At 35.8% G+C, this 20,050-nt stretch carries 19 protein-coding genes and 5 tRNA genes; 21 read left to right on the top strand and 3 right to left on the bottom strand.

From position 1 onward, the window contains the following. The first annotated feature begins 6 nt into the window (after positions 1–6). The 14 genes from BLT30_RS09535 (at position 7) to nusG (ending at position 8,492) form a co-directional block, all read left to right on the top strand. Positions 7–1,926: an LTA synthase family protein gene (locus BLT30_RS09535; RefSeq protein ID WP_089873327.1), complete on the top strand. Its 1,920-nt coding sequence runs from the start codon at positions 7–9 to the stop codon at positions 1,924–1,926. A 161-nt stretch (positions 1,927–2,087) separates the two neighbouring features. Next, positions 2,088–2,504, top strand: coding sequence for a DUF2147 domain-containing protein (locus BLT30_RS09530; RefSeq protein ID WP_089873326.1), 417 nt, complete (start codon positions 2,088–2,090; stop codon positions 2,502–2,504). A 158-nt stretch (positions 2,505–2,662) separates the two neighbouring features. After that, positions 2,663–3,646 carry a pyruvate dehydrogenase complex E1 component subunit beta gene (locus BLT30_RS09525; RefSeq protein WP_089873325.1) on the top strand — a complete coding sequence of 328 codons (984 nt, stop codon included), beginning with the start codon at positions 2,663–2,665 and terminating at the stop codon, positions 3,644–3,646. 452 nt (positions 3,647–4,098) lie between these two features. Continuing rightward, entirely contained in the window at positions 4,099–4,296 is a 198-nt protein-coding gene (rpsU, locus tag BLT30_RS09520; RefSeq protein WP_027384137.1) for a 30S ribosomal protein S21, read from the top strand. Positions 4,297–4,372: 76 nt separating this feature from the next. Then, a complete protein-coding gene (locus tag BLT30_RS09515) occupies positions 4,373–5,269 on the top strand; it encodes a tyrosine-type recombinase/integrase (protein WP_089873324.1) in 897 nt (298 codons plus the stop codon). A 41-nt stretch (positions 5,270–5,310) separates the two neighbouring features. Further along, a complete protein-coding gene (locus tag BLT30_RS09510; protein ID WP_089873323.1) occupies positions 5,311–5,601 on the top strand; it encodes an HPF/RaiA family ribosome-associated protein in 291 nt (96 codons plus the stop codon). Positions 5,602–5,720: 119 nt separating this feature from the next. Further along, positions 5,721–5,794 (top strand) — tRNA-Thr (locus BLT30_RS09505). Between the two features lie 18 nt (positions 5,795–5,812). After that, a tRNA-Tyr gene (locus BLT30_RS09500) sits at positions 5,813–5,893 on the top strand. A gap of 79 nt (positions 5,894–5,972) precedes the next feature. Continuing rightward, positions 5,973–6,045, top strand: a tRNA-Gly gene (locus BLT30_RS09495). Between the two features lie 38 nt (positions 6,046–6,083). Further along, positions 6,084–6,155 (top strand) — tRNA-Thr (locus BLT30_RS09490). A gap of 222 nt (positions 6,156–6,377) precedes the next feature. Further along, a complete protein-coding gene (tuf, locus tag BLT30_RS09485; protein WP_027384134.1) occupies positions 6,378–7,589 on the top strand; it encodes an elongation factor Tu in 1,212 nt (403 codons plus the stop codon). A gap of 52 nt (positions 7,590–7,641) precedes the next feature. Next, positions 7,642–7,712 (top strand) — tRNA-Trp (locus BLT30_RS09480). Positions 7,713–7,724: 12 nt separating this feature from the next. After that, positions 7,725–7,931 carry a preprotein translocase subunit SecE gene (gene secE / locus BLT30_RS09475; protein WP_027384133.1) on the top strand — a complete coding sequence of 69 codons (207 nt, stop codon included), beginning with the start codon at positions 7,725–7,727 and terminating at the stop codon, positions 7,929–7,931. Positions 7,932–7,949: 18 nt separating this feature from the next. After that, positions 7,950–8,492 (top strand): transcription termination/antitermination protein NusG, encoded by a 543-nt coding sequence (nusG, locus tag BLT30_RS09470; protein WP_089873322.1) that lies wholly within the window; start codon positions 7,950–7,952, stop codon positions 8,490–8,492. A gap of 50 nt (positions 8,493–8,542) precedes the next feature. Here the strand turns inward: nusG and BLT30_RS09465 are convergent, their stop codons facing one another. Next, a complete protein-coding gene (locus tag BLT30_RS09465) occupies positions 8,543–9,391 on the bottom strand; it encodes an AraC family transcriptional regulator (protein ID WP_089873321.1) in 849 nt (282 codons plus the stop codon). A 109-nt stretch (positions 9,392–9,500) separates the two neighbouring features. Here BLT30_RS09465 and BLT30_RS09460 point away from each other — a divergent pair, with 109 nt between their 5' ends. The 7 genes from BLT30_RS09460 (at position 9,501) to rplL (ending at position 17,077) form a co-directional block, all read left to right on the top strand. Further along, the gene (locus BLT30_RS09460) at positions 9,501–10,721 is read left to right on the top strand and encodes an MFS transporter (RefSeq protein ID WP_089873320.1); all 1,221 of its coding nucleotides are present in this window, start codon (positions 9,501–9,503) and stop codon (positions 10,719–10,721) included. After that, positions 10,721–12,205, top strand: a complete 1,485-nt coding sequence (locus BLT30_RS09455) for a trehalase family glycosidase (protein ID WP_089873319.1) — start codon at positions 10,721–10,723, stop codon at positions 12,203–12,205. Before BLT30_RS09460 ends, BLT30_RS09455 begins: the two co-directional genes overlap by 1 nt. 19 nt (positions 12,206–12,224) lie before the next feature. Continuing rightward, the gene (locus BLT30_RS09450; RefSeq protein WP_089873318.1) at positions 12,225–14,684 is read left to right on the top strand and encodes a TonB-dependent receptor; all 2,460 of its coding nucleotides are present in this window, start codon (positions 12,225–12,227) and stop codon (positions 14,682–14,684) included. 215 nt (positions 14,685–14,899) lie between these two features. Beyond that, a complete protein-coding gene (gene rplK, locus BLT30_RS09445) occupies positions 14,900–15,343 on the top strand; it encodes a 50S ribosomal protein L11 (protein WP_027384127.1) in 444 nt (147 codons plus the stop codon). 11 nt (positions 15,344–15,354) lie between these two features. Next, complete coding sequence (gene rplA / locus BLT30_RS09440) at positions 15,355–16,047, top strand: 50S ribosomal protein L1 (RefSeq protein ID WP_028121267.1); 693 nt, start codon at positions 15,355–15,357, stop codon at positions 16,045–16,047. 17 nt (positions 16,048–16,064) lie between these two features. After that, positions 16,065–16,661, top strand: coding sequence for a 50S ribosomal protein L10 (gene rplJ / locus BLT30_RS09435; RefSeq protein ID WP_089873317.1), 597 nt, complete (start codon positions 16,065–16,067; stop codon positions 16,659–16,661). Positions 16,662–16,708: 47 nt separating this feature from the next. After that, positions 16,709–17,077 (top strand): 50S ribosomal protein L7/L12, encoded by a 369-nt coding sequence (gene rplL / locus BLT30_RS09430; protein WP_027384124.1) that lies wholly within the window; start codon positions 16,709–16,711, stop codon positions 17,075–17,077. A gap of 293 nt (positions 17,078–17,370) precedes the next feature. On the opposite strand, the gene BLT30_RS09425 is transcribed toward rplL, so the two are convergent. Continuing rightward, entirely contained in the window at positions 17,371–18,009 is a 639-nt protein-coding gene (locus BLT30_RS09425; RefSeq protein WP_221405580.1) for a response regulator, read from the bottom strand. Continuing rightward, positions 18,006–19,934, bottom strand: a complete 1,929-nt coding sequence (locus BLT30_RS09420) for a tetratricopeptide repeat-containing sensor histidine kinase (protein ID WP_089873316.1) — start codon at positions 19,932–19,934, stop codon at positions 18,006–18,008. The genes BLT30_RS09425 and BLT30_RS09420 overlap by 4 nt, the downstream gene beginning before the upstream one ends. Positions 19,935–20,050 lie beyond the last annotated feature (116 nt).

Below are 20,050 nucleotides of genomic sequence, written 5' to 3'. Positions count from 1 at the left end.
TGCAAAATGAAGAATTTAAGAGGGCAGGAATTATTTGCCTTGATTTACAGACTTTTTCTGGTGTTTTTCTTTTACCAGATGGCGAGATTGCTGTTTTGGTTATTCAATAAAGACCTTATAAAAGTTGACAGACTATCAGAATATTTCAATTTATCTTATTACGGAACTGCGTTTGATACGACTGCAATCTTGTATGTGAATGCGGTTTTTATTTTGCTAAGCATCATTCCGTTGGTAATTAATACAAAAAACGGTTATCAGAAATTTCTTTTCTATTGGTACTTTATCACGAATGGAATTGCATACTCGCTCAACTTTGGTGATATGATTTACTATCGATTCAGTCAGGCAAGATTAACGTCTGCTGCGATTGAAGTTGGTAAACACGAGAATAATCTTGGAGGAATATTTTGGAATGCGGTTTTACAGCATCCGTTTGTTGTTGTTTGGTTTATTGTGGTTTTGTTTCTTTGGATTTTTCTTTATAAAAAAGTTAAAATCAATGATGAGAAACCTAAGAATGTTATAGTCTATTTTATTTCATCAATTATAAGTTTGTGCGTGGTTACGACTTTGGTTGTTGGCGGAATCAGAGGTGATTTCAAACATTCTACAAGACCAATTAATCTAGTTGATGCCAATAAACACGTTAGCAATCCACTTCAGGCAAATATTGTTCTGAATAGCGTTTTTTCATTTTTCAGGACAATTGGAACTAATAATTTCAAGCTTGTTCATTTTGTGGATGAGAAATTCATTGATCAAGAAATTAAACCTTATAAATTATACAATCGAGAAGTTGGCTCAAAACCAAATGTTGTGATTTTCATTATGGAAAGTTTCGGGAAAGAATATTCCGGAGCGTTTAACAAGCAAAATAATATTAAGGATTTTGTTTCTTACACACCATTTTTGGATAGTTTGGGTAATCAAAGTCTTATTTTCATTAATGCTTTTGCCAACGGACGACAATCTATCCACGGAATGAGTTCTGTTCTGGCAGGAATCCCAAGTTTGACGGATGCTTTTACGAGTTCGCCTTATTCCAATCAAAAAATCCAATCTATTGTTTCGGTTTGTAATGATTTGGGCTATGATACGAGTTTCTATCACGGTGCACCGAATGGTTCTATGGGATTTCAAGGATTTGGAAATATCTTAGGCTTCAAACATTATTTTGGAAAAACCGAGTATAATAATGATAATGATTTTGATGGAATCTGGGCAATTTGGGACGAACCATTTTTTCAATATTTTGCAAAAAATATGGGCAAGAAGCAACCTTTTATGTCAACCCTGTTTTCAGCATCTTCTCACGACCCGTTTAAAATTCCTGAGAAATATAATGGGAAATTTAAAAAAGGAACATTGCAGATTCACGAACCAATTCAATACACGGATCATTCATTAAAAAAATTCTTTGAAACAGCGAGTAAGCAACCTTGGTATCATAATACAATTTTTGTAATTACGGCTGACCACACCAATCAAATCAATTATCCCGAATATCAAAAAGCGATGAACCGATTTGCGATTCCATTATTGTTTTTCTCTCCCAATCCAAAATATAACTTAAAAGGTGTTGATGATAGATTCGCTCAACAGATTGATATTTATCCAACTTTGGCAGATTTGCTTGGATATAATAAAAAGATTAGAAGTTGGGGTAGAAGTTTGCTGTCTGATAAGAATGAGGATTATATGATTGTCAATTCCGATGCAATTAATGAGCAGATGATTATTGGAAATTACATTTATATATTTAATGGAAAAGAAGTGACGGGGATTTACGACAAATCAGATTTAGCATTATCCAAAAATATTTTGAGTAAAAATTTGAATCCTAAACAAAAATTAGGAATCGAAAAAACAAAAGCTTGGTATCAGGATTATATGGATAGAGTCATCAATAGAAAACTGAGGTGAAGTAAGTGTTTAAAACAGGAAAAATCTTGTAAGTGGCGTTATTTATGCTTTGGATAGCAAATAATTATTGTTTGTTTAAAATAAATTTATATTTTTAACAATGTTAATTTAACGTTAACAAGAAAAGCCTATCAAAACAAAACAACTTAAAATAAAAGACAATGAAAAAATTAATCTTATCATTTGCCTTATCATTCATCGGAGTTCTGTCATTCGCTCAAATCGAGGGGAAATGGAAAACTATTGACGACGAAACCGGAAAACCAAAATCTATAGTAGAAATTTCTAAAGACTCTAAAGGGAAATATGTAGGTAAAATCGTTCAGTTATTGATTAAACCGGAAAACGTAAACTGCGTAAAATGCAAAGATGACAGAAAAAACAAACCTCTTATGGGATTAGAAATCATCCGAGGACTTTCAAAAGATGGTAACGAGTTTTCTGGAGGAACAATTACCAATCCAAAAGATGGAAAATCTTATAAAACCGAGATCGTAAGAGAAGGTGACGAGTTGAAAGTAAAAGCTCTGATTCTGGGAATCGCAGTGAAAACACAGACTTGGCATAAAGTTGATTAGGCGAAAATTATGATAAATAGCAGGCTTCCTTTTGGGAGCCTTTTTTTGTTATGCGAATAATAAAAAAATTAATACTTTTGTATTTCGAAATTTTAAACGAACATTTTCAAGTGAAACGCATTGCGTTGCATCTGACAAAAAAATAATTAATATTACAGATGAAAGAACATACATTTCGTGAAGTAATTGCTCAAGCTATGAGCGAAGAAATGCGTAAAGACGAGTCCATTTTTCTTGTAGGAGAAGAAGTTGCAGAATATAATGGAGCTTACAAAGCTTCCAAAGGAATGTTAGATGAGTTTGGTGCAAAAAGAATCATAGATGCGCCTATTGCAGAGCTTGGCTTTACAGGTATTTCTGTAGGAGCTGCAATGAACGGGAATCGTCCTATCGTAGAATTTATGACTTTCAACTTCTCTATGGTGGCTATTGACCAGATTATCAACAATGCTGCGAAAATCTACCAAATGAGTGGCGGACAGTGGAACTGCCCAATCGTTTTCCGTGGTCCAACAGGGTCTGCAGGTCAGTTGGGAGCAACGCACTCTCAGGCTTTCGAAAGCTGGTATGCGAACTGTCCAGGTCTTAAAGTAATTGTTCCTTCCAATCCTTACGATGCGAAAGGACTTTTGAAGTCTGCAATCCAAGATAACGATCCAGTGATCTTTATGGAATCTGAGCAGATGTATGGTGATAAAATGGAAATTCCAGAAGAAGAGTATTATATCCCAATCGGAAAAGCAGATATCAAAAAAGAAGGAAAAGATGTAACATTGGTTTCTTTCGGTAAGATTATGAAAGTAGCTTTGCAGGCTGCGGAAGATTTAGAAAAAGAAGGTATTTCTGTAGAAGTTATCGATCTTAGAACAATCCGTCCTTTGGATTACGATACAATTCTCGAGTCTGTAAAGAAAACCAACAGATTGGTGATTTTGGAAGAATCTTGGCCATTCGCTTCTATTTCTACTGAGATTACTTATATGGTTCAGCAGAAAGCATTCGATTATTTGGATGCGCCAATCAAGAGAATCACTACGCCGGATGCATCAGCACCATATTCAGCACCATTGTTTGCAGAATGGTTCCCGAAAGTGGACAAGGTGAAAGAAGAGATTAAAAACGCTTTGTACATCAAAGCATAAGATACAAAAAGACTCCCGATTTATTCGGGAGTTTTTATTTGATAGTATTTTTAGGAGCTGTTTCCCGCTTTCCGTTGCAATCTTTTTTGCCGACGATTTCCATTAAGTAGAGCCTGAAGACAATGCAAAAAAGGATTTCCACTGCAATCGGGGCTAGGGGATTTGTCATCCATTCAATATTCAATATTAAAACACAATATTGTCATTCCGTAGGAAATTCAACAGTATAGATTCCTACGGAATGACAAACTTACTTTTTGATTATGTCTTTGCTGAGCAAAAGAGCTTGCGAACCTTAAAAATATTTTCAATAATATCAAAAAATCTCAACGGTCTTTGCGTCAGAAATATTTAGATGAAGAAACTTCTTGATAATTTTAAAAATAACACTACGAAAATTTGTAGATTAATAAATTATTCCTATTTTTGCACCTCAAAATGAGATGTAAATTATGTTAATAATACCAGTAAAAGACGGAGAGTCTATCGATAGAGCTTTAAAAAAGTACAAAAGAAAATTTGATAAAACTAGAGTTGTAAGAGAACTTAGATCTAGACAACAATTTATTAAGCCTTCTGTAACTTTGAGACAAGCTAAACTTAAAGCAGCTCACAAACAAAGAAACTTGAGCAAAGAAGAACAAGCTTAAGTTCTTTTTTAGCAAAACATAATAAAAATCACTTCCGAATTTCTATATTTGGAAGTGATTTTGCATTTATATACCCATGATAGAAAGATTTCTAGATTATATTGCCGTAGAAAAGAGATATTCTCCGCATACTTTGACCAACTACAAAAAAGACCTTTTGGATTTTTCCGCCTTTGTGTTAAAGAGTGAGGCTTCCGAAGACATTGTTCATGTGCATAAAAAGGTGATCAAGAACTTTATTGTAGAACTGGGTAGTTCTGGGCTTAGTAAAAGGAGTATCAATAGAAAGTTGTCCTCGCTTCGTAGTTTCTATCTTTTTATGCTTAGACTGCAAGAGATAGAAGTTTCACCTATGGAAACAATAGATTCACTTAAGTTCTATGCAGAGAAACGAATTCCTTTCTCTGTGGAAGAGATGGATGAGATGAAAACTGAGATCGAAGAAAAAGGGAAGATGACATTGTTGGAAAAACTGATCATAGAGACATTATATCAGACAGGAATCAGAAAATCGGAATTGTGTAATCTTTTGTTCGAAAATGTGGATTTTTCAAAAAAAGAAATGCTGGTGATTGGTAAAGGTAATAAAGCCAGAGTTATTCCATTGTCTGATGAATTGTTGTCAGATTATCAAACATATCTTAATATGAGATTGGCCGACACGGAAAACCAACATTATTTTTTCGTTAATAAAAAGGGAAAAAAACTAGGTGAAAAGTTTGTGTATCTAGTCGTTAATAAGTACTTTAGTAATGTTACTTCCAAGCAGAAAAGGAGTCCGCATATCTTGAGGCATACTTTTGCAACACATGTTCTGAACCAAGGTGCAGAAATATCAAAAGTTCAAAAAATATTGGGACATGCCAGTTTGGCAAGTACACAAGTTTATACGAGTGCTAATATAGAAAAGCTGAAAGAAGTTTATAAAAGTGCACATCCAAGAGAAGCTAATAAAAAAAATGATATGAAGTGAAAATTTACATTTTTATTGTTTAACCATTTAAAACAGACGTTATGAAGATTACAATTCAGACAGTAGGTGTTACACCTCATGAACCATTGAAAGAGAGAATTGAAAAAAAATTGAGCAAACTTGAAACATTTTATGATAAGATCGTAGAGTCCGCAGTCTATCTTAAGGTAGAAAATACATCAGACAAATTAAATAAAACTACGGAGTTGGTTGTGAAGATTCCAGGTAATGATATTGTGGTGAAGAAGACTTGTGCAAGTTTTGAGGAAAGTTTGGACGAATGTGTTGAAACGGCTAAAAAACTGTTAATCAAGAAAAAAGAATTAGCTTAGAAAAATAATTAAAATTTTTTCGTAAAATATTTGTAGATTTCAAAAAAGTGTCTCATATTTGCACTCGCAAAACGGAAACAACCGCAACGCAGAAAAGAAAGCTCTTTTGAAATCTATTTGCCTCCATAGCTCAGTTGGCCAGAGCACGTGATTTGTAATCTCGGGGTCGTGGGTTCGAATCCCTCTGGAGGCTCATTTATAAAAAAATACTGGGGAGATACCAGAGCGGTCAAATGGGGCTGACTGTAACTCAGCTGCTTCGGCTACGTAGGTTCGAATCCTGCTCTCCCCACTTTTTTATAATTAATTTTGCAGATTGAAAATTTATTTTTAAATTTGCACACGTTTACCAACAATTTAGGAAACAAATTGCGAAAGTAGCTCAGTTGGTAGAGCGTCAGCCTTCCAAGCTGAATGTCGCGGGTTCGACCCCCGTCTTTCGCTCAAAATCACAGACCTTACGGAATGTGATTTTTTTTTAAGCCGACTTAGCTCAGGGGTAGAGTGCTTCCTTGGTAAGGAAGAGGTCACGGGTTCAAATCCCGTAGTTGGCTCTGAAGATCTCGAATCATTTTCGGGATTTTTTTTGGAAACTTTTTACATTATATTGGTGTAAATTTGTATTCCGGTCTGAGATAGGAATAGTGAATTATTTCAAATTATTTCAAATTGAAAATCATATTATTAATTTTTATGTAAAATAATTTTTGATATTTAAAAATTCATTATATTTGCAGACCGAAAAAAAATAGTTAAATAAATTAAATATTAAAATCATGGCAAAGGAAACGTTTAATCGTTCAAAACCACACTTGAACATTGGTACTATTGGTCACGTTGACCATGGTAAAACAACTCTTACGGCTGCTATTTCTGCTGTATTAGCTAGCAAAGGTCTTGCTGAGAAAAAAGACTTCTCTGCAATTGACTCAGCTCCAGAAGAAAAAGAAAGAGGTATTACTATCAATACTGCTCACATCGAGTACGAAACTGAAAAAAGACACTACGCTCACGTTGACTGTCCAGGTCACGCGGATTACGTAAAGAACATGGTAACTGGTGCTGCTCAAATGGATGGTGCTATCGTTGTATGTGCTGCTACTGACGGACCTATGCCTCAAACTAGAGAGCATATCCTACTTTGCCGTCAGGTAAACGTACCTAGAATTGTTGTTTTCATGAACAAAGTTGACATGGTGGATGATCCAGAATTGTTAGAGCTTGTTGAAATGGAACTTAGAGATCTATTGTCTACTTACGATTTCGACGGAGATAACTCTCCAGTAATCCAAGGTTCTGCACTAGGAGCTCTTACAGCTGCTACAGCTGCTACTGTTGATACTGAAGATAAATGGTTCAAATCAGTTGAGGAATTGATGGATGCTGTTGATACTTGGATCGAGCAACCACCAAGAGATACTGATAAGCCTTTCTTGATGCCAATCGAAGACGTATTCTCTATTACAGGTAGAGGTACTGTAGCAACTGGTAGAATCGAGGCTGGTGTTATCAACACTGGTGATCCAGTTGATATCGTAGGTATGGGTGACGAGAAATTAACTTCTACTATTACGGGAGTTGAGATGTTCAGAAAGATCCTAGATAGAGGTGAAGCTGGAGATAACGTAGGTCTATTGTTGAGAGGTATTGAAAAAACTGACATCAAGAGAGGTATGGTTATCGCTAAGAAAGATTCAGTTAAGCCACACAAAAAATTCAAGGCTTCTGTTTATATCCTTTCTAAAGAAGAAGGTGGACGTCACACTCCATTCCACAACAAATACCGTCCTCAGTTCTACGTAAGAACTACTGACGTTACAGGTGAGATCTTCTTACCAGAAGGTGTAGAAATGGTAATGCCTGGTGATAACTTAGAAATTACTGTAGAATTGCTACAACCAATCGCTCTTAACGTAGGTCTTAGATTTGCGATCAGAGAAGGAGGTAGAACTGTAGGTTCTGGCCAGGTTACTGAAATCTTAGATTAATCATCTTAATATAATTAAAGTTCCGTAGGGAAACTTACGGAACTTTTAATCTACGGGCATCGTCCAATGGTAGGATACCGGTCTCCAACACCGTTGATCTGGGTTCGAATCCTAGTGCCCGTGCAAAATTAAAATATGAGCTCATTAGTTAATTTTTTAAAAGGTTCTTATACAGAATTTAAAGATAAAGTGGAGTGGCCGAAATGGCCAGACTTGCAGTCTTCTACAATTGTTGTAGCTGTGACTACGGTTATCCTTGCTTTATTTACATTTGGAGTAGATTCTTTGTTCAGTGTTACTATCAAGAATCTTATTGCTACGTTTATTAATCTATTTAACTAATCCAAAATTACTTTCCTCATGAGCGAATCGAAATGGTATGTGCTGAAAGCTATTAGCGGACAGGAAAATAAAGTAAAGAATTATATTGAGAACGAGATCCAACGCTTAGGTATGGATGCTTATGTTACTCAAGTAGTAATTCCTATGGAAAAAGTTATCCAGATAAGAAATGGTAAAAAAGTTCCAAAAGAAAAACCTTATTATCCAGGTTACCTGATGGTAGAAGCTGATCTTGTAGGAGAAGTTCCTCACGTTATCAAAAATATTCCGGGAGTAATTTCTTTCTTGAGCCTTACAAAAGGTGGAGAGCCTGTTCCAATGAGAAAGTCTGAGGTTAACAGAATGCTCGGAAGAATGGATGAGCTTTCTGAATTTGCTACAGACGTTGAGATTCCTTTTATTGTTGGAGAAAATGTAAAAGTGATCGACGGTCCTTTCAATGGATTCAACGGAACCATAGAAAAGATCTTGGAAGACAAGAAAAAAGTTGAAGTTTCTGTTCTTATTTTTGGTAGAAAAACCCCAATGGAACTTAGCTTCATGCAAGTTGAAAAAGTATAGATCTCATATTTATAAAATGCAGAGGCCTAAGATTATTTCTTAGGCCTTTTTTATTTTATCAACTCATTATTGAATTCAGTTGGCGTTTTTCCAACATATTTTTTGAATGCCCTATTAAAGTAGGATATATTATTGTAACCAGTACTGTAACAACTTTCTGAAACGCTTTTTCCTTGTAAAATAAGATGACAGGCTTTTTCAATTCTATATTGATTAACAAATTCTGTGAAAGTTATTTTCATTGTTTTTTTGAAAAAGTTACAAAATGAAGGTAAAGTAAGATTCACGATATTCGCAACATCATTCACATCGATCTCTTTCTGATAATTTTTCTCAACAAATGTGAATATGGACTGCAACCGCTCTTTATTCTTTGAAATAATGGTGTGCGGCATTGCTTCCTTATTTAACAAAACATAATCCTCTTCTTCAGAAAGTTCAACTAAAAGATTTATTAATAAAAGATATCTTTTGGAGTTTTCAGTTTCCATCATTTCACGAAGTTTTGGTAGTATTTTTTCTTTGGTAGGATTACTGAATAAAACACCAAACTTTGCAACAGATAATAATTTTCTGAGAGCTGATAATTCACCAACTTCTTTTGGCAATTGAATGATCTCTTCCCGAAACTGCAAAACGATTTCTTCGTGTGGGTCTGAAGAATTAAGACCAAACCCGGAATGAGGAGTATTAGAACCAATCAAAACCAGGTCTCCATCTCGGAAACTACTTTTATGATAGCCAACATGTCTAGTTCCGCTTCCCGAAACTACACAAACCAGTTCCAATTCCGGATGATAATGATATTCCCAGCGAAATTCCTTGACAGGAAAGTTCATGTGCAGAGTTCGAAAAGATGAGTTTTCATCGGGCTTAACATTTTCGTAACTTACTTTCATCTGATTAATACATAATTTTATCAAATATATTATTTTATATTAATGTAGTGTCATTAATAATGTATAGTGTTAAATTAATGTAAACAGTTTGTAGATAATTTTGTAATCGATGAGAAACTTAAATATCAAAGCGGTCCTTTTTCTGAACTATTTTCTTTTTGCCATTCTGCTGAATTCGGTGGGAACGGTAATTCTTCAGGTTCAGCAGAATTTTGGAATTTCAAAATCCGAGGCAAGTATTCTGGAAGGCTTCAAAGATCTGCCAATTGCAATCTGTTCTTTTCTTTTGGCGTCTTTTCTTCCTAAGATCGGGCTAAAGAAGTCGATGCTGATCGCACTGGCCCTTGTAAGTGTAATGTGCTTTCTAATGCCGTTCGCTAATGCGTTTTGGTATTTCAAAATACTATTTTGCGTTGTGGGGATTTCATTCGCATTGATTAAGATTTCTGTATTTACATCCATTGGACTCATTACTAACAATGATAGAGAACATTCCAGCATAATGGGATTTTTAGAAGGGTTCTTTATGATAGGGGTTTTGGTAGGAAATGTTCTTTTCAGCCTTTTCATAGATGACAATGATCCGCAATCAAAAAGCTGGCTCAATACCTATTGGGTTTTAGGATTATTGTCTGCTGTTTCTTTTCTGATTCTCTTATTTTCCAAACTGGATGAAAGTGAAGCTAAAATTGAAAATACAAGTTTGAAAGGTGATATCAAAAATAGTGTCGGCTTATTTAAACTTAGGAAGGTTTTGTTCTTCATTGTTTGTGCATTTTTATTTGTACTTGTTGAACAAAGTTTCCAAACCTGGACACCTACTTTCTATAAAGAAATTCTTCATCTTCCCACAAGTATGGCCGTGCAGGCCGGAGCTGTTTTGGCTGGGGCATTTGCACTGGGAAGATTTCTTTCGGGTTTTTTTTCCAAAAAATATAAATGGATATATGTTGTTTCGTTTTGCGTTATCTGTTTCGCAGTAAGTGTCTTTTTGGTTTTACCATTAACACACAACATTCATCTTGATGAAAATGTAACTTGGCTTAATGCGCCTTTGGCAGTTTATATTTTTCCATTGATGGGCGTATTCTTGGCACCGATCTATCCAAGCATCAACTCGGTGATTCTTGCATCGATCCCGAAATATTTACAAAGTTCCATGTCTGGTCTTATCGTGGTTTTCTCAGCAATCGGAGGAACACTCGGCTCAATGATAACAGGGTTTGTATTTCAGGAAACTGGTGGGCAGCAGGCTTTTTATCTATCATTCATTCCATTATCACTATTACTGATCTTTGTGATAATGATGAACAAACAACTTAAGAAATAATGAAGAATTATACTGACATAAAAGATTTTTACAACTTATTCGAAACTGTTCAAAAAGCTGAGATTTTCGAAGACCAAAAAACAATGGTTGATGCAATTCCACTGTTTTCAATTGATGAAATCGAGAAAAAATATGAAGAAGAGAAAAATCATTCCGATTTTGATTTGAAGGAATTTGTATTACAAAATTTCTTTTTGGAACAATTGTCAGAAAATGAAAATGATAGTTTAAGAAATAAACTTCCTATTAAAGAACATATTAAGAAACTTTGGAATCGACTTACAAAAACAGCTTATGAAGAAAGAGGAACTCTTTTAGGACTTCCTAAACCATACATTGTTCCAGGAGGTAGATTCATTGAGTTTTTTTATTGGGACAGTTATTTTGTGATGTTAGGATTACAGGTTTCTGGTAATATCGAAATGATGAAGAACATTGTTGAGAACTGTTCTTACTTAATAATGAACTATGGCTTTGTTCCAAATGCCAGCAGAAGCTATTTCCTAAGTCGTTCACAGCCGCCTTACTTTTCTTTGATGCTGGATCTGATATACGAAAGCACAAATGATGAAAAGATCTACTCTCAATATTTCGAAACATTGGAAAAAGAATATCAGTTTTGGATGTCGGGAATTGAAGATCTGGAAAAAGGGAAAGCTGTCAAACGTGTTTTGAAAACCAATGAAGGCGATATTCTGAATCGTTACTATGATAATGAAAATCTACCTCGTCCGGAAAGTTATTTAATTGATGTCAAAGATTTTGAAACTTCGAACAATCAAGAATTTTACAGAAATGTAAGGGCGGCTTGTGAATCTGGTTGGGATTTCTCCAGCAGATGGTTTGAAGATGGAGAGAATATCGGAACAATCTACACTTTGGAATTAGCTCAAGTTGATGTGAATTGTCTTCTCTGGCACCTTGAAACAACACTTGCAAAGGCTTCACGTCTTAATGAAAAATTTGACTTCGAAGAAAAATATCAGTCATTAGCAGATAAACGTAAGTCAAATATTGATAAATATTTCTGGGACGAGGAATCCAAAATTTATAGAGACTACAATTTTATCAAAAACAAAAAAACACAATCCGAACATATAGCTTCATTGTATCCATTGTTTATAAAGCTTTCTGGCAATCAACAAGCTGAAGAAATGAGCCAAAGGATTTCTGAAAAATTCCTTCACTCCGGAGGTCTTGTCACTACTACAAAACAAACCGGACAACAATGGGACTTTCCTAATGCCTGGGCTCCAAATCAATGGATAGGTTATGTCGCTATGAAGAATTATGGTTTTGATGATCTGGCCGAACAGATTAAAAATAACTGGAGCAAAAATGTGGAACGTGTTTACAACAATACAGGAAAACTGATGGAAAAGTATAATGCCGTGGATGTGAAAAGTATTGCAGGCGGAGGAGAATATCCAAATCAAGATGGATTTGGGTGGACCAATGGGGTTTATTTGAAAATGAACAATTAACCTTAAATAATTATATGATATGAAAAGAAATTCGATTTTTTTGATGGTAGGCGTAGCCTCGCTCTACTTTCAAAATGTTTATGGACAACAAACTGAGAACGATTCCATAAAATCAAACAATATCGAACAAGTCGTAATTACGGGAAATTCTAGACCAAAAGCTAAACTAGAATCTGCAACTGCAATTTCTACTTTTACAGCAAAAGAGATTCAGAAACAAAATCCAATTAGTGCAGCGGCATTATTACAAAGAGTTCCTGGTTTTGCAGTGGAAACATCTGGTGGAGAAGTAGGGAACAACCTTTTTGCAAGAGGTATTCCTTCTGCCGGAGCTTACGAGTTTACACAGATTCAGGAAGACGGATTACCAGTTTTTGAAGATGGGGCATTACAATTTGCAAATGCTGACAACTTTTTCCGAGTAGATAATACGACAGCAAGATTAGAAGCACTGAGAGGAGGAACCGGTTCTATTTTCGCAACCAATTCTCCGGGTGGTTTGATCAACTTTATTTCAAAAGAAGGAACTAATGATTTTAAAGGTGTAGCAAAGCTTGAAACGAGTACTTATGGATTGATGAGAACTGACCTTAATCTTGGAGGAGCATTAATCAAAGATAAATTATTCTTCAACGTTGGAGGTTTTTACAGAACAGATGATGGTATCAGAAAAACAGGTTTCAAAGCTAACAATGGTGGTCAGATCCGAATGAATTTGAAATATGTCTTTGATAAAGGTTATGCAAAAGTGTATTACAAAAAACTGGATGACAGAAATGCTTTCTATCTGCCAATTCCTTTGACCAATGATTTGAAAGAGTTTCCAGGTTTCAATGCTAATTACGGGACTTATACTTACAATACAATCGGTCAGTTGAATATTCCGCAAGCCGGTGGTGGTTTCTTTAAAAGAGATTTAACGAATGGAATCAATCCGAAAATGGATGTTATAGGGGCAGAATTCAAATATGATCTCGGGAATAATTTAAGCTTAATCAATAAAACGAGATATACCAATATCAATTTGAATTACACAGGAATCTTTCCTGCTGGAACACCAAAAACTGCGGCAGATTTTGCTTCCAATAATGGTATTTCAGGAAATAGCTTTCAATATTCTTTAGTGGGAAATGGACAATTGGTGAATCCTCAATATGTTCAGGAATTAGGATTCTGGGCAATTGATAAGCAGATGGATAATTTCATCAATGATTTGCAATTCAATTATAAATTAGATAAAGGAAATATCACTGCAGGTTTTTATAAGTCCAATTGGAAATCAAAACAATACTGGAATTGGAGTAATATATTGACAACTGCTACAGATAAACCACAACTTCTTAATCTTGTGGATACTTCTCTTAGTCCTAATGACGTAGGTTACTCCAAAACATATAATGGTGTTACAGATATGTCATTCTTGCTTAGAGATTCCCAAACGGAAGGAAGTCTGAATGCTTTATATCTAAACCTAGATTATTCTTTGACAGATAAGTTAAGTTTCAATGGAGGAATCCGTTACAGTAATGATACTTACAGAGGTTATAAAGTAAACACTACAACGTCTAATCTTAATAATTCTGGATTAACAGCCTTCTACATTACCTCTGGAAATACTACAACTAATTATGGTTTTAGTTCTACAACCGCTGATGACAATATGAGTGTTTTGGGTAATCAATATACTTATTGGAGATATGATGTAGATAAAGTATCATATACAGGTTCTTTGAATTATAAAATCGATTCTCAAAATGCCGTTTACGGGAGATTTTCTCACGGTTTCAGATCACCAAATGAAGAAGCGTATTATAACAATATTGATGATCTAAGTGCACTTAAACCGGCATTAACAAATCAAATAGAGTTAGGTTACAAATATTATTCAAGAACATTTGATATTGGGGTGATTCCGTTCTACTCAACGCTTAAAAATCTTTCATTCACTGATATCCTTTCTAATGGAAGGTCTGAAAACAAATTTGCGGATACGAAAAATTTAGGAGTAGAGATAGAAGGTTTTGCAAGATTGTTTAGTAATATTTTAGAAGTTACTTTTAACGGAACAATCCAAAGTCCGAAATATAAAAACTTCAAAGGAACAAATGAAGATGGGACAACCTTTGACTATGATGGCAATTTTGTAAGAAGAATTCCGAAATTATATTTCAATATTTCTCCTGCGGTTAATATTACCAAAGAGTGGAGAACTTATGTAAGCTATAATTATTACGGCAAACGTTTCCAGAATGAAGCTAATGATGAGAGCTATTCTTTACCGGCTTTCAGTGAATTTGGAGCAGGAACTTCTTATCAGTTAGGGAAAATTCGTTTCGCGATTGATGCTACTAATATTTTTAACACTATCGGGATTACAGAAGGTGACCCAAGATCAACTGTAGATTCTGGTTCTAATGTTAGAATGGCTAGACCAATTATGGGTGCAGCTGCAAGAGCATCAATAACTTTGGAGTTCTAATATTTTAGTTATTTTCTTAGAGTAATATCCATTCAGATTTTTGAGTGGATATTTTTTTGTAAAATATATAAAATCAGCAGATTCTATTTGCAGATTAAAAAATAATTAATACTTTTGCAAACCGAAATATAGGTCTTCTTTTATGCGAAGTGACTTATATTGAATAATTAATGCTTCCACATTCAATTATTTATTAATCAAATCAAAACATTAAAATGGCTAAAAAAGTCTTTAAAATGGTAAAACTTCAGGTGAAAGGTGGCGCTGCCAACCCTTCTCCACCAGTAGGTCCGGCATTGGGTTCTGCAGGTGTGAACATCATGGAGTTTTGTAAACAATTCAACGGTAGAACTCAGGATAAACCTGGTCAAGTTCTTCCTGTAGTTATTACGGTGTATGAAGACAAGTCTTTTGAATTCATCATCAAAACACCTCCAGTTGCGATCCAATTATTGGAAGCTGCAAAATTGAAAAGTGGTTCTGGAGAACCTAACAGAAACAAAGTAGGTGCTGTATCTTGGGCTCAGGTTCAGAAAATCGCAGAGGACAAAATGGGAGACCTTAACTGTTTCACAGTAGAGCCTGCAATTTCTATGGTTGCTGGTACTGCTAGATCTATGGGATTGAGAGTAACAGGAACTAAACCAACTAACGCTTAAAACTTAAAGAAATGGCAAAATTGACAAAAAAGCAAAAAGAAGCTTTAAGCAAAGTGGAAAAAAATAAAATTTACAATCTTGACGAAGCGTCTGCTTTGGTAAAAGAAGTAAATTTTGCAAAATTTGACGCATCTGTAGATATCGCTGTTAGATTAGGTGTAGATCCAAGAAAAGCAAACCAAATGGTAAGAGGTGTTGTATCTCTTCCTCACGGTACTGGTAAAGATATCAAAGTTTTGGCTTTGGTAACTCCGGATAAAGAAGCAGAAGCTAAAGAAGCCGGTGCGGACTATGTAGGTCTTGATGATTATTTAGCTCAAATCAAAAATGGTTGGACAGATGTGGACGTTATCGTTACTATGCCAGCTGTAATGGGTAAATTAGGACCATTGGGTAGAATTTTAGGACCAAGAGGTCTTATGCCAAACCCGAAATCTGGTACTGTAACTATGGAGATCGGAAAAGCGGTAGCTGAGGTTAAAGCTGGTAAGATCGATTTCAAAGTAGATAAATATGGTATTATCCACGCAGGAATTGGTAAAGTATCTTTCGATGCTGCTAAACTTAAAGAAAATGCTCAAGAATTGATCTCTACATTGATCAAGTTGAAGCCAACTGCTGCTAAAGGAACTTATGTAAAAAGCATCTATCTGTCTTCTACAATGAGTCCTGGAATCGCAATTGATACTAAATCTGTTAACTAATAATAATCCTTAAGACAATGACAAAAGACCAAAAAGTTGTAGCAATACAAGAGATCAAAGACTTGCTTCAGGATGCAAAAGTAGTTTATGTAGCAGATCTTGAAGGATTGAATGCTTCTAAATCATCTGATTTCAGAAGACAAGCTTTCAAACAAAATATCAAAGTAAAAGTTGTGAAGAACACATTGCTTCAAAAAGCAATGGAACAGATCGAAGGTGTAGATTATTCTGAGATGTTCGAAACTTTCAAAGGGAACTCTGCGATTATGATTGCTGAAACGGCTAACGCTCCGGCAAAATTGATCAAAGATTTCAGAAAGAAAGAAGAGAAACCAGCTCTTAAATCGGCTTTCGTTCAAGAAACTTTCTATGTTGGTGACGAGAACCTAGACGCGTTAGTAAGCATCAAGTCTAGAGAAGAAATGATCGGTGAGATCATCGGATTGCTTCAATCTCCAATTCAAAGAGTTGTTTCTGCTCTTCAAAACAAATCTGAAACTGTAGAAGCTAAAGCTGAAGAAGCTGCTCCTGCCGTTGAAGAAACCCCTGCTGTTGAGGAAGCTCCAGAAGCTCCAGCTGCAGAAAGCACTGACGAAACGCCAGCTGCTGAATAATTACACTCAAAAAAATAGATAAACAATCAACAAAAAACATTACAACAATGTCAGATTTAAAAAATTTAGCTGAAACGCTAGTAAACTTAACAGTAAAAGACGTAAACGAATTAGCTACTATCCTTAAGGATGAGTACGGAATTGAGCCAGCTGCTGCAGCAGTAGTAGTTGCTGCAGGTGGTGCAGGTGAAGCTGCTGAAGAAAAAACAGAATTCGATGTAATTCTTAAATCAGCTGGAGCTTCTAAATTAGCTGTTGTTAAATTGGTAAAAGATTTAACTGGTGCTGGTCTTAAAGAAGCTAAAGATATCGTAGACGGTGCTCCTGCTCCAATCAAGCAAGGTGTGTCTAAAGACGAGGCAGAAGCTCTTAAGAAACAACTTGAAGAAGCTGGTGCTGAAGTAGAATTGAAATAATTTCAGTCTTTCTGAAAATAATAAGTCATCTCAATTTGAGATGACTTTTTTTGTGTTGAATGATTAGTCCTAAAATAGGTTGACAAGTTTTTCAATTAAGATACTAATCCGGAAGATATTGATTCGTAACGATATTCCCGTACACCTGTTTTACCGCTGTTTTTTTCGTCATATTGGGTGGGTTTTGATGACTGCAGATTTATTGTTGTTTTTTTAATTCGATCGATATAGAAAAAATCCAGAACGATATTTTTGAGGTATGGATTTGGATTAATAGAATGTATGCATTGTAGTTATTCCCAAAAAAAATCACTGAAAAGCCTTCGCTCCACTGCCATTTTCACCAAAGAGGCGACATTTTTTGCTCCGAATTTCTGTAATAAGCTTTTGCGATGGGTATTGGCTGTCGGCAAGCTGATGAAGAGCCGTTCGGCAATTTCTGGATTGGTGAATCCGTCACAAATTAAGCTGAGAACTTCTTTTTCCCGCTTTGTGATGATAGGATTTGAGGTTTCGGTATTCTGAAGCGATTCCGCAGCTTCCATACAGAGATAACTTTCCCCATTCATTACCGATGCAATAGCATCTGTAAGTTCTTCTTTGGAAGCATTTTTCAAAAGATAGCCCGAAGCCCCGTTTTTGAGCATATCCCGAATGACGGACTGCTGATTGTAAGTGCTTAATCCTAAAATCTTGATTCTCGGATACTGCTTTTTTACTTTTCTGCAAAGGTCGATTCCGCTTTCATCGGGCAAGCTGATGTCCATAAGGATTACGTCCGGGCGGTATTTTTCTAGAAAATCCATACACGAGGAAGCACTCATAGAATGTCCCAGCCAATTGATATTTTCTTCGTCCTGCAATATGGAGCGAATACCTTCGATTACCATAAAATGGTCGTCTACAATAAGAATATTGATATTATTCATCATACGGGGATTTCTATTAATACCGATGTTCCTTTTCCGATGCCTGAGTTCAAATCGATTTTTCCTTTTACAAATTGTACCCGGTTACGGATATTTTTCCAGCCGATTCCTTCCGAGCTTGACAGCATTGCTTTGTCAAATCCTTTGCCGTCGTCTTCAACGGTGATATGGAGCATTTTTTCTTCATCCGAAAAATGTGCCTGAACGAGCAGATGCTTCGCTCCAGAATGCTTCAGTGCATTATTGGCAAGCTCCTGAACAACCCGGTAGCCTGTAACAGAGATGTCCTGGGAAAACTGCTGGTGTTCCATATCGATAGACTGATAGCTTGTTTCCAGGGAAGTGGTACGCCCCAGCTCGGTGCAAAATTCCCGCAAAGCATTATCCAATCCGTATTTCAGCAAATTTTCGGGCAGCATATTGTGAGCGACACGCCGCATTTCCCGAATGCTGTTATCAAGCTGATGAATGCTTCTTTCAAACGCTTCCGCATTTTCAGAAGTCATAATAAGATTTTCTTTCATAGCACTAAATGAGTGTTTTACACCGCTGAGCATTCCGCCCAAACCGTCGTGCAAATCTTTGGCAAGACGGGAACGTTCCTGCTCCTCGCCCCGGAGAACCGCTTCTGTTGCGGCAAGCTGCTTTTCGGTTTCAAGCTCGGTGATTTTTTGCACCTGTAGCTTTTTTTTGTGGCTGTAATTTCGGTAGGATAAAAATAAAATAAGGAGCAGGGCCACAGCACTTCCGATTAAGATATAATTGAGAATATTTTTTTGCCGGATTTGTGCATTCTGCAATCTGATTTGGTTTTCTTTCTTTTCGGTTTCGTATTTTTTATCCAGATTGATGATTTTATTTCGGATTTCGTCACCGAATAACTTCTGCTCAATAATGCCTGCACTGTCTAAATATTTTTCGGCAGTTTCAACATCGTGTTTGGCAAACAGAATACTGGATTTCAAATTCATAGAAGACATTATTTCTTTCTTCAAATCCAGATTTTTTGCGAGCTTTAAAGCTTTATCTATGAACAATTCCGCTTTGTCAAATTCTTTTTCCTGTATATAGCACATCGCCAATCCGCGGTTGGAAATAGTTTCGCCTTCTTTGTTTTCCACATCGATACTTATTGTCAGCGCTTTTTCGTAACAGGATTTTGATTTTTCTATTTCAAAACGGTGAAAATAAGTATTTCCCAGTCCTAATAAAGTTGTCAGTTCGCCTTGTCTAAAACCTATTTCCTGTGAAATTTCCAGTGCTTCCTGATATGCTTTTAAAGACTGTTCCTCTTGTTTTGCATTGCTATAATTATTGGAGAGATTAATCAGGGCACTTGCCAATTCCTGTTTTTTACCTTGTTTCCGAAAATAGTCTGTAGCAGCTTTTCCATAGGAAATTCCTTTTTCGGACATATTTAGTTTGCAATAGACATTTTGAAGTAAATCCTGCATTCTTGCTTTAAAATAATCCTCTTTTATCTCTTCAAAAAGAGTTAAAGCTTTTTGATATTCTGCAAGAGTACTTTCCATATTATTCCTGTAGTTGTAGCTGTTACCGAGATTTGCTGTGGCTTTAGCCAGAATGAGCTTGTCGCCCAAATCTTTTGCTATTTCTACTCCTTGCTTGTTCAATGTGAAGGCACTGTCCAATTCTCCTTTGATATTCAGTATCGCGGTATAATTGGAAATATATTTTAAGATTCCTTTTTTATAATTCAGTTTTTTACTGAGTTTTCCTGCCTGTCGGTAGTATTTTCCTGCATTTTCGGTGTCTTCATATTCTACGGAATTTCCGAGATTGATATACAGGAGTACTTTGCTGGTGTCTTCTTTTGCCTTGGGAAGCAGGCGGAGCAAGCTATCCCTGTTCATCTCCTGGGCAGACAAAAGCGAGGACAGCAGCAGAAATAGGAAAAGTCTTCTCATAAAGCAAAATTATACATTTTATCCCACCGAAAACATCGTCCAAAAAGATGATTTTTAAAGGATTATGAAAAAATCATCTTTTTGGACGATTGCCCAATGTTCGTATTATCGCAAAC

Source organism: Epilithonimonas hungarica, from assembly GCF_900102265.1.
Taxonomy (GTDB): Bacteria; Bacteroidota; Bacteroidia; order Flavobacteriales; family Weeksellaceae; genus Epilithonimonas; species Epilithonimonas hungarica.
This window is presented reverse-complemented; position numbering and strand designations above follow the sequence as displayed.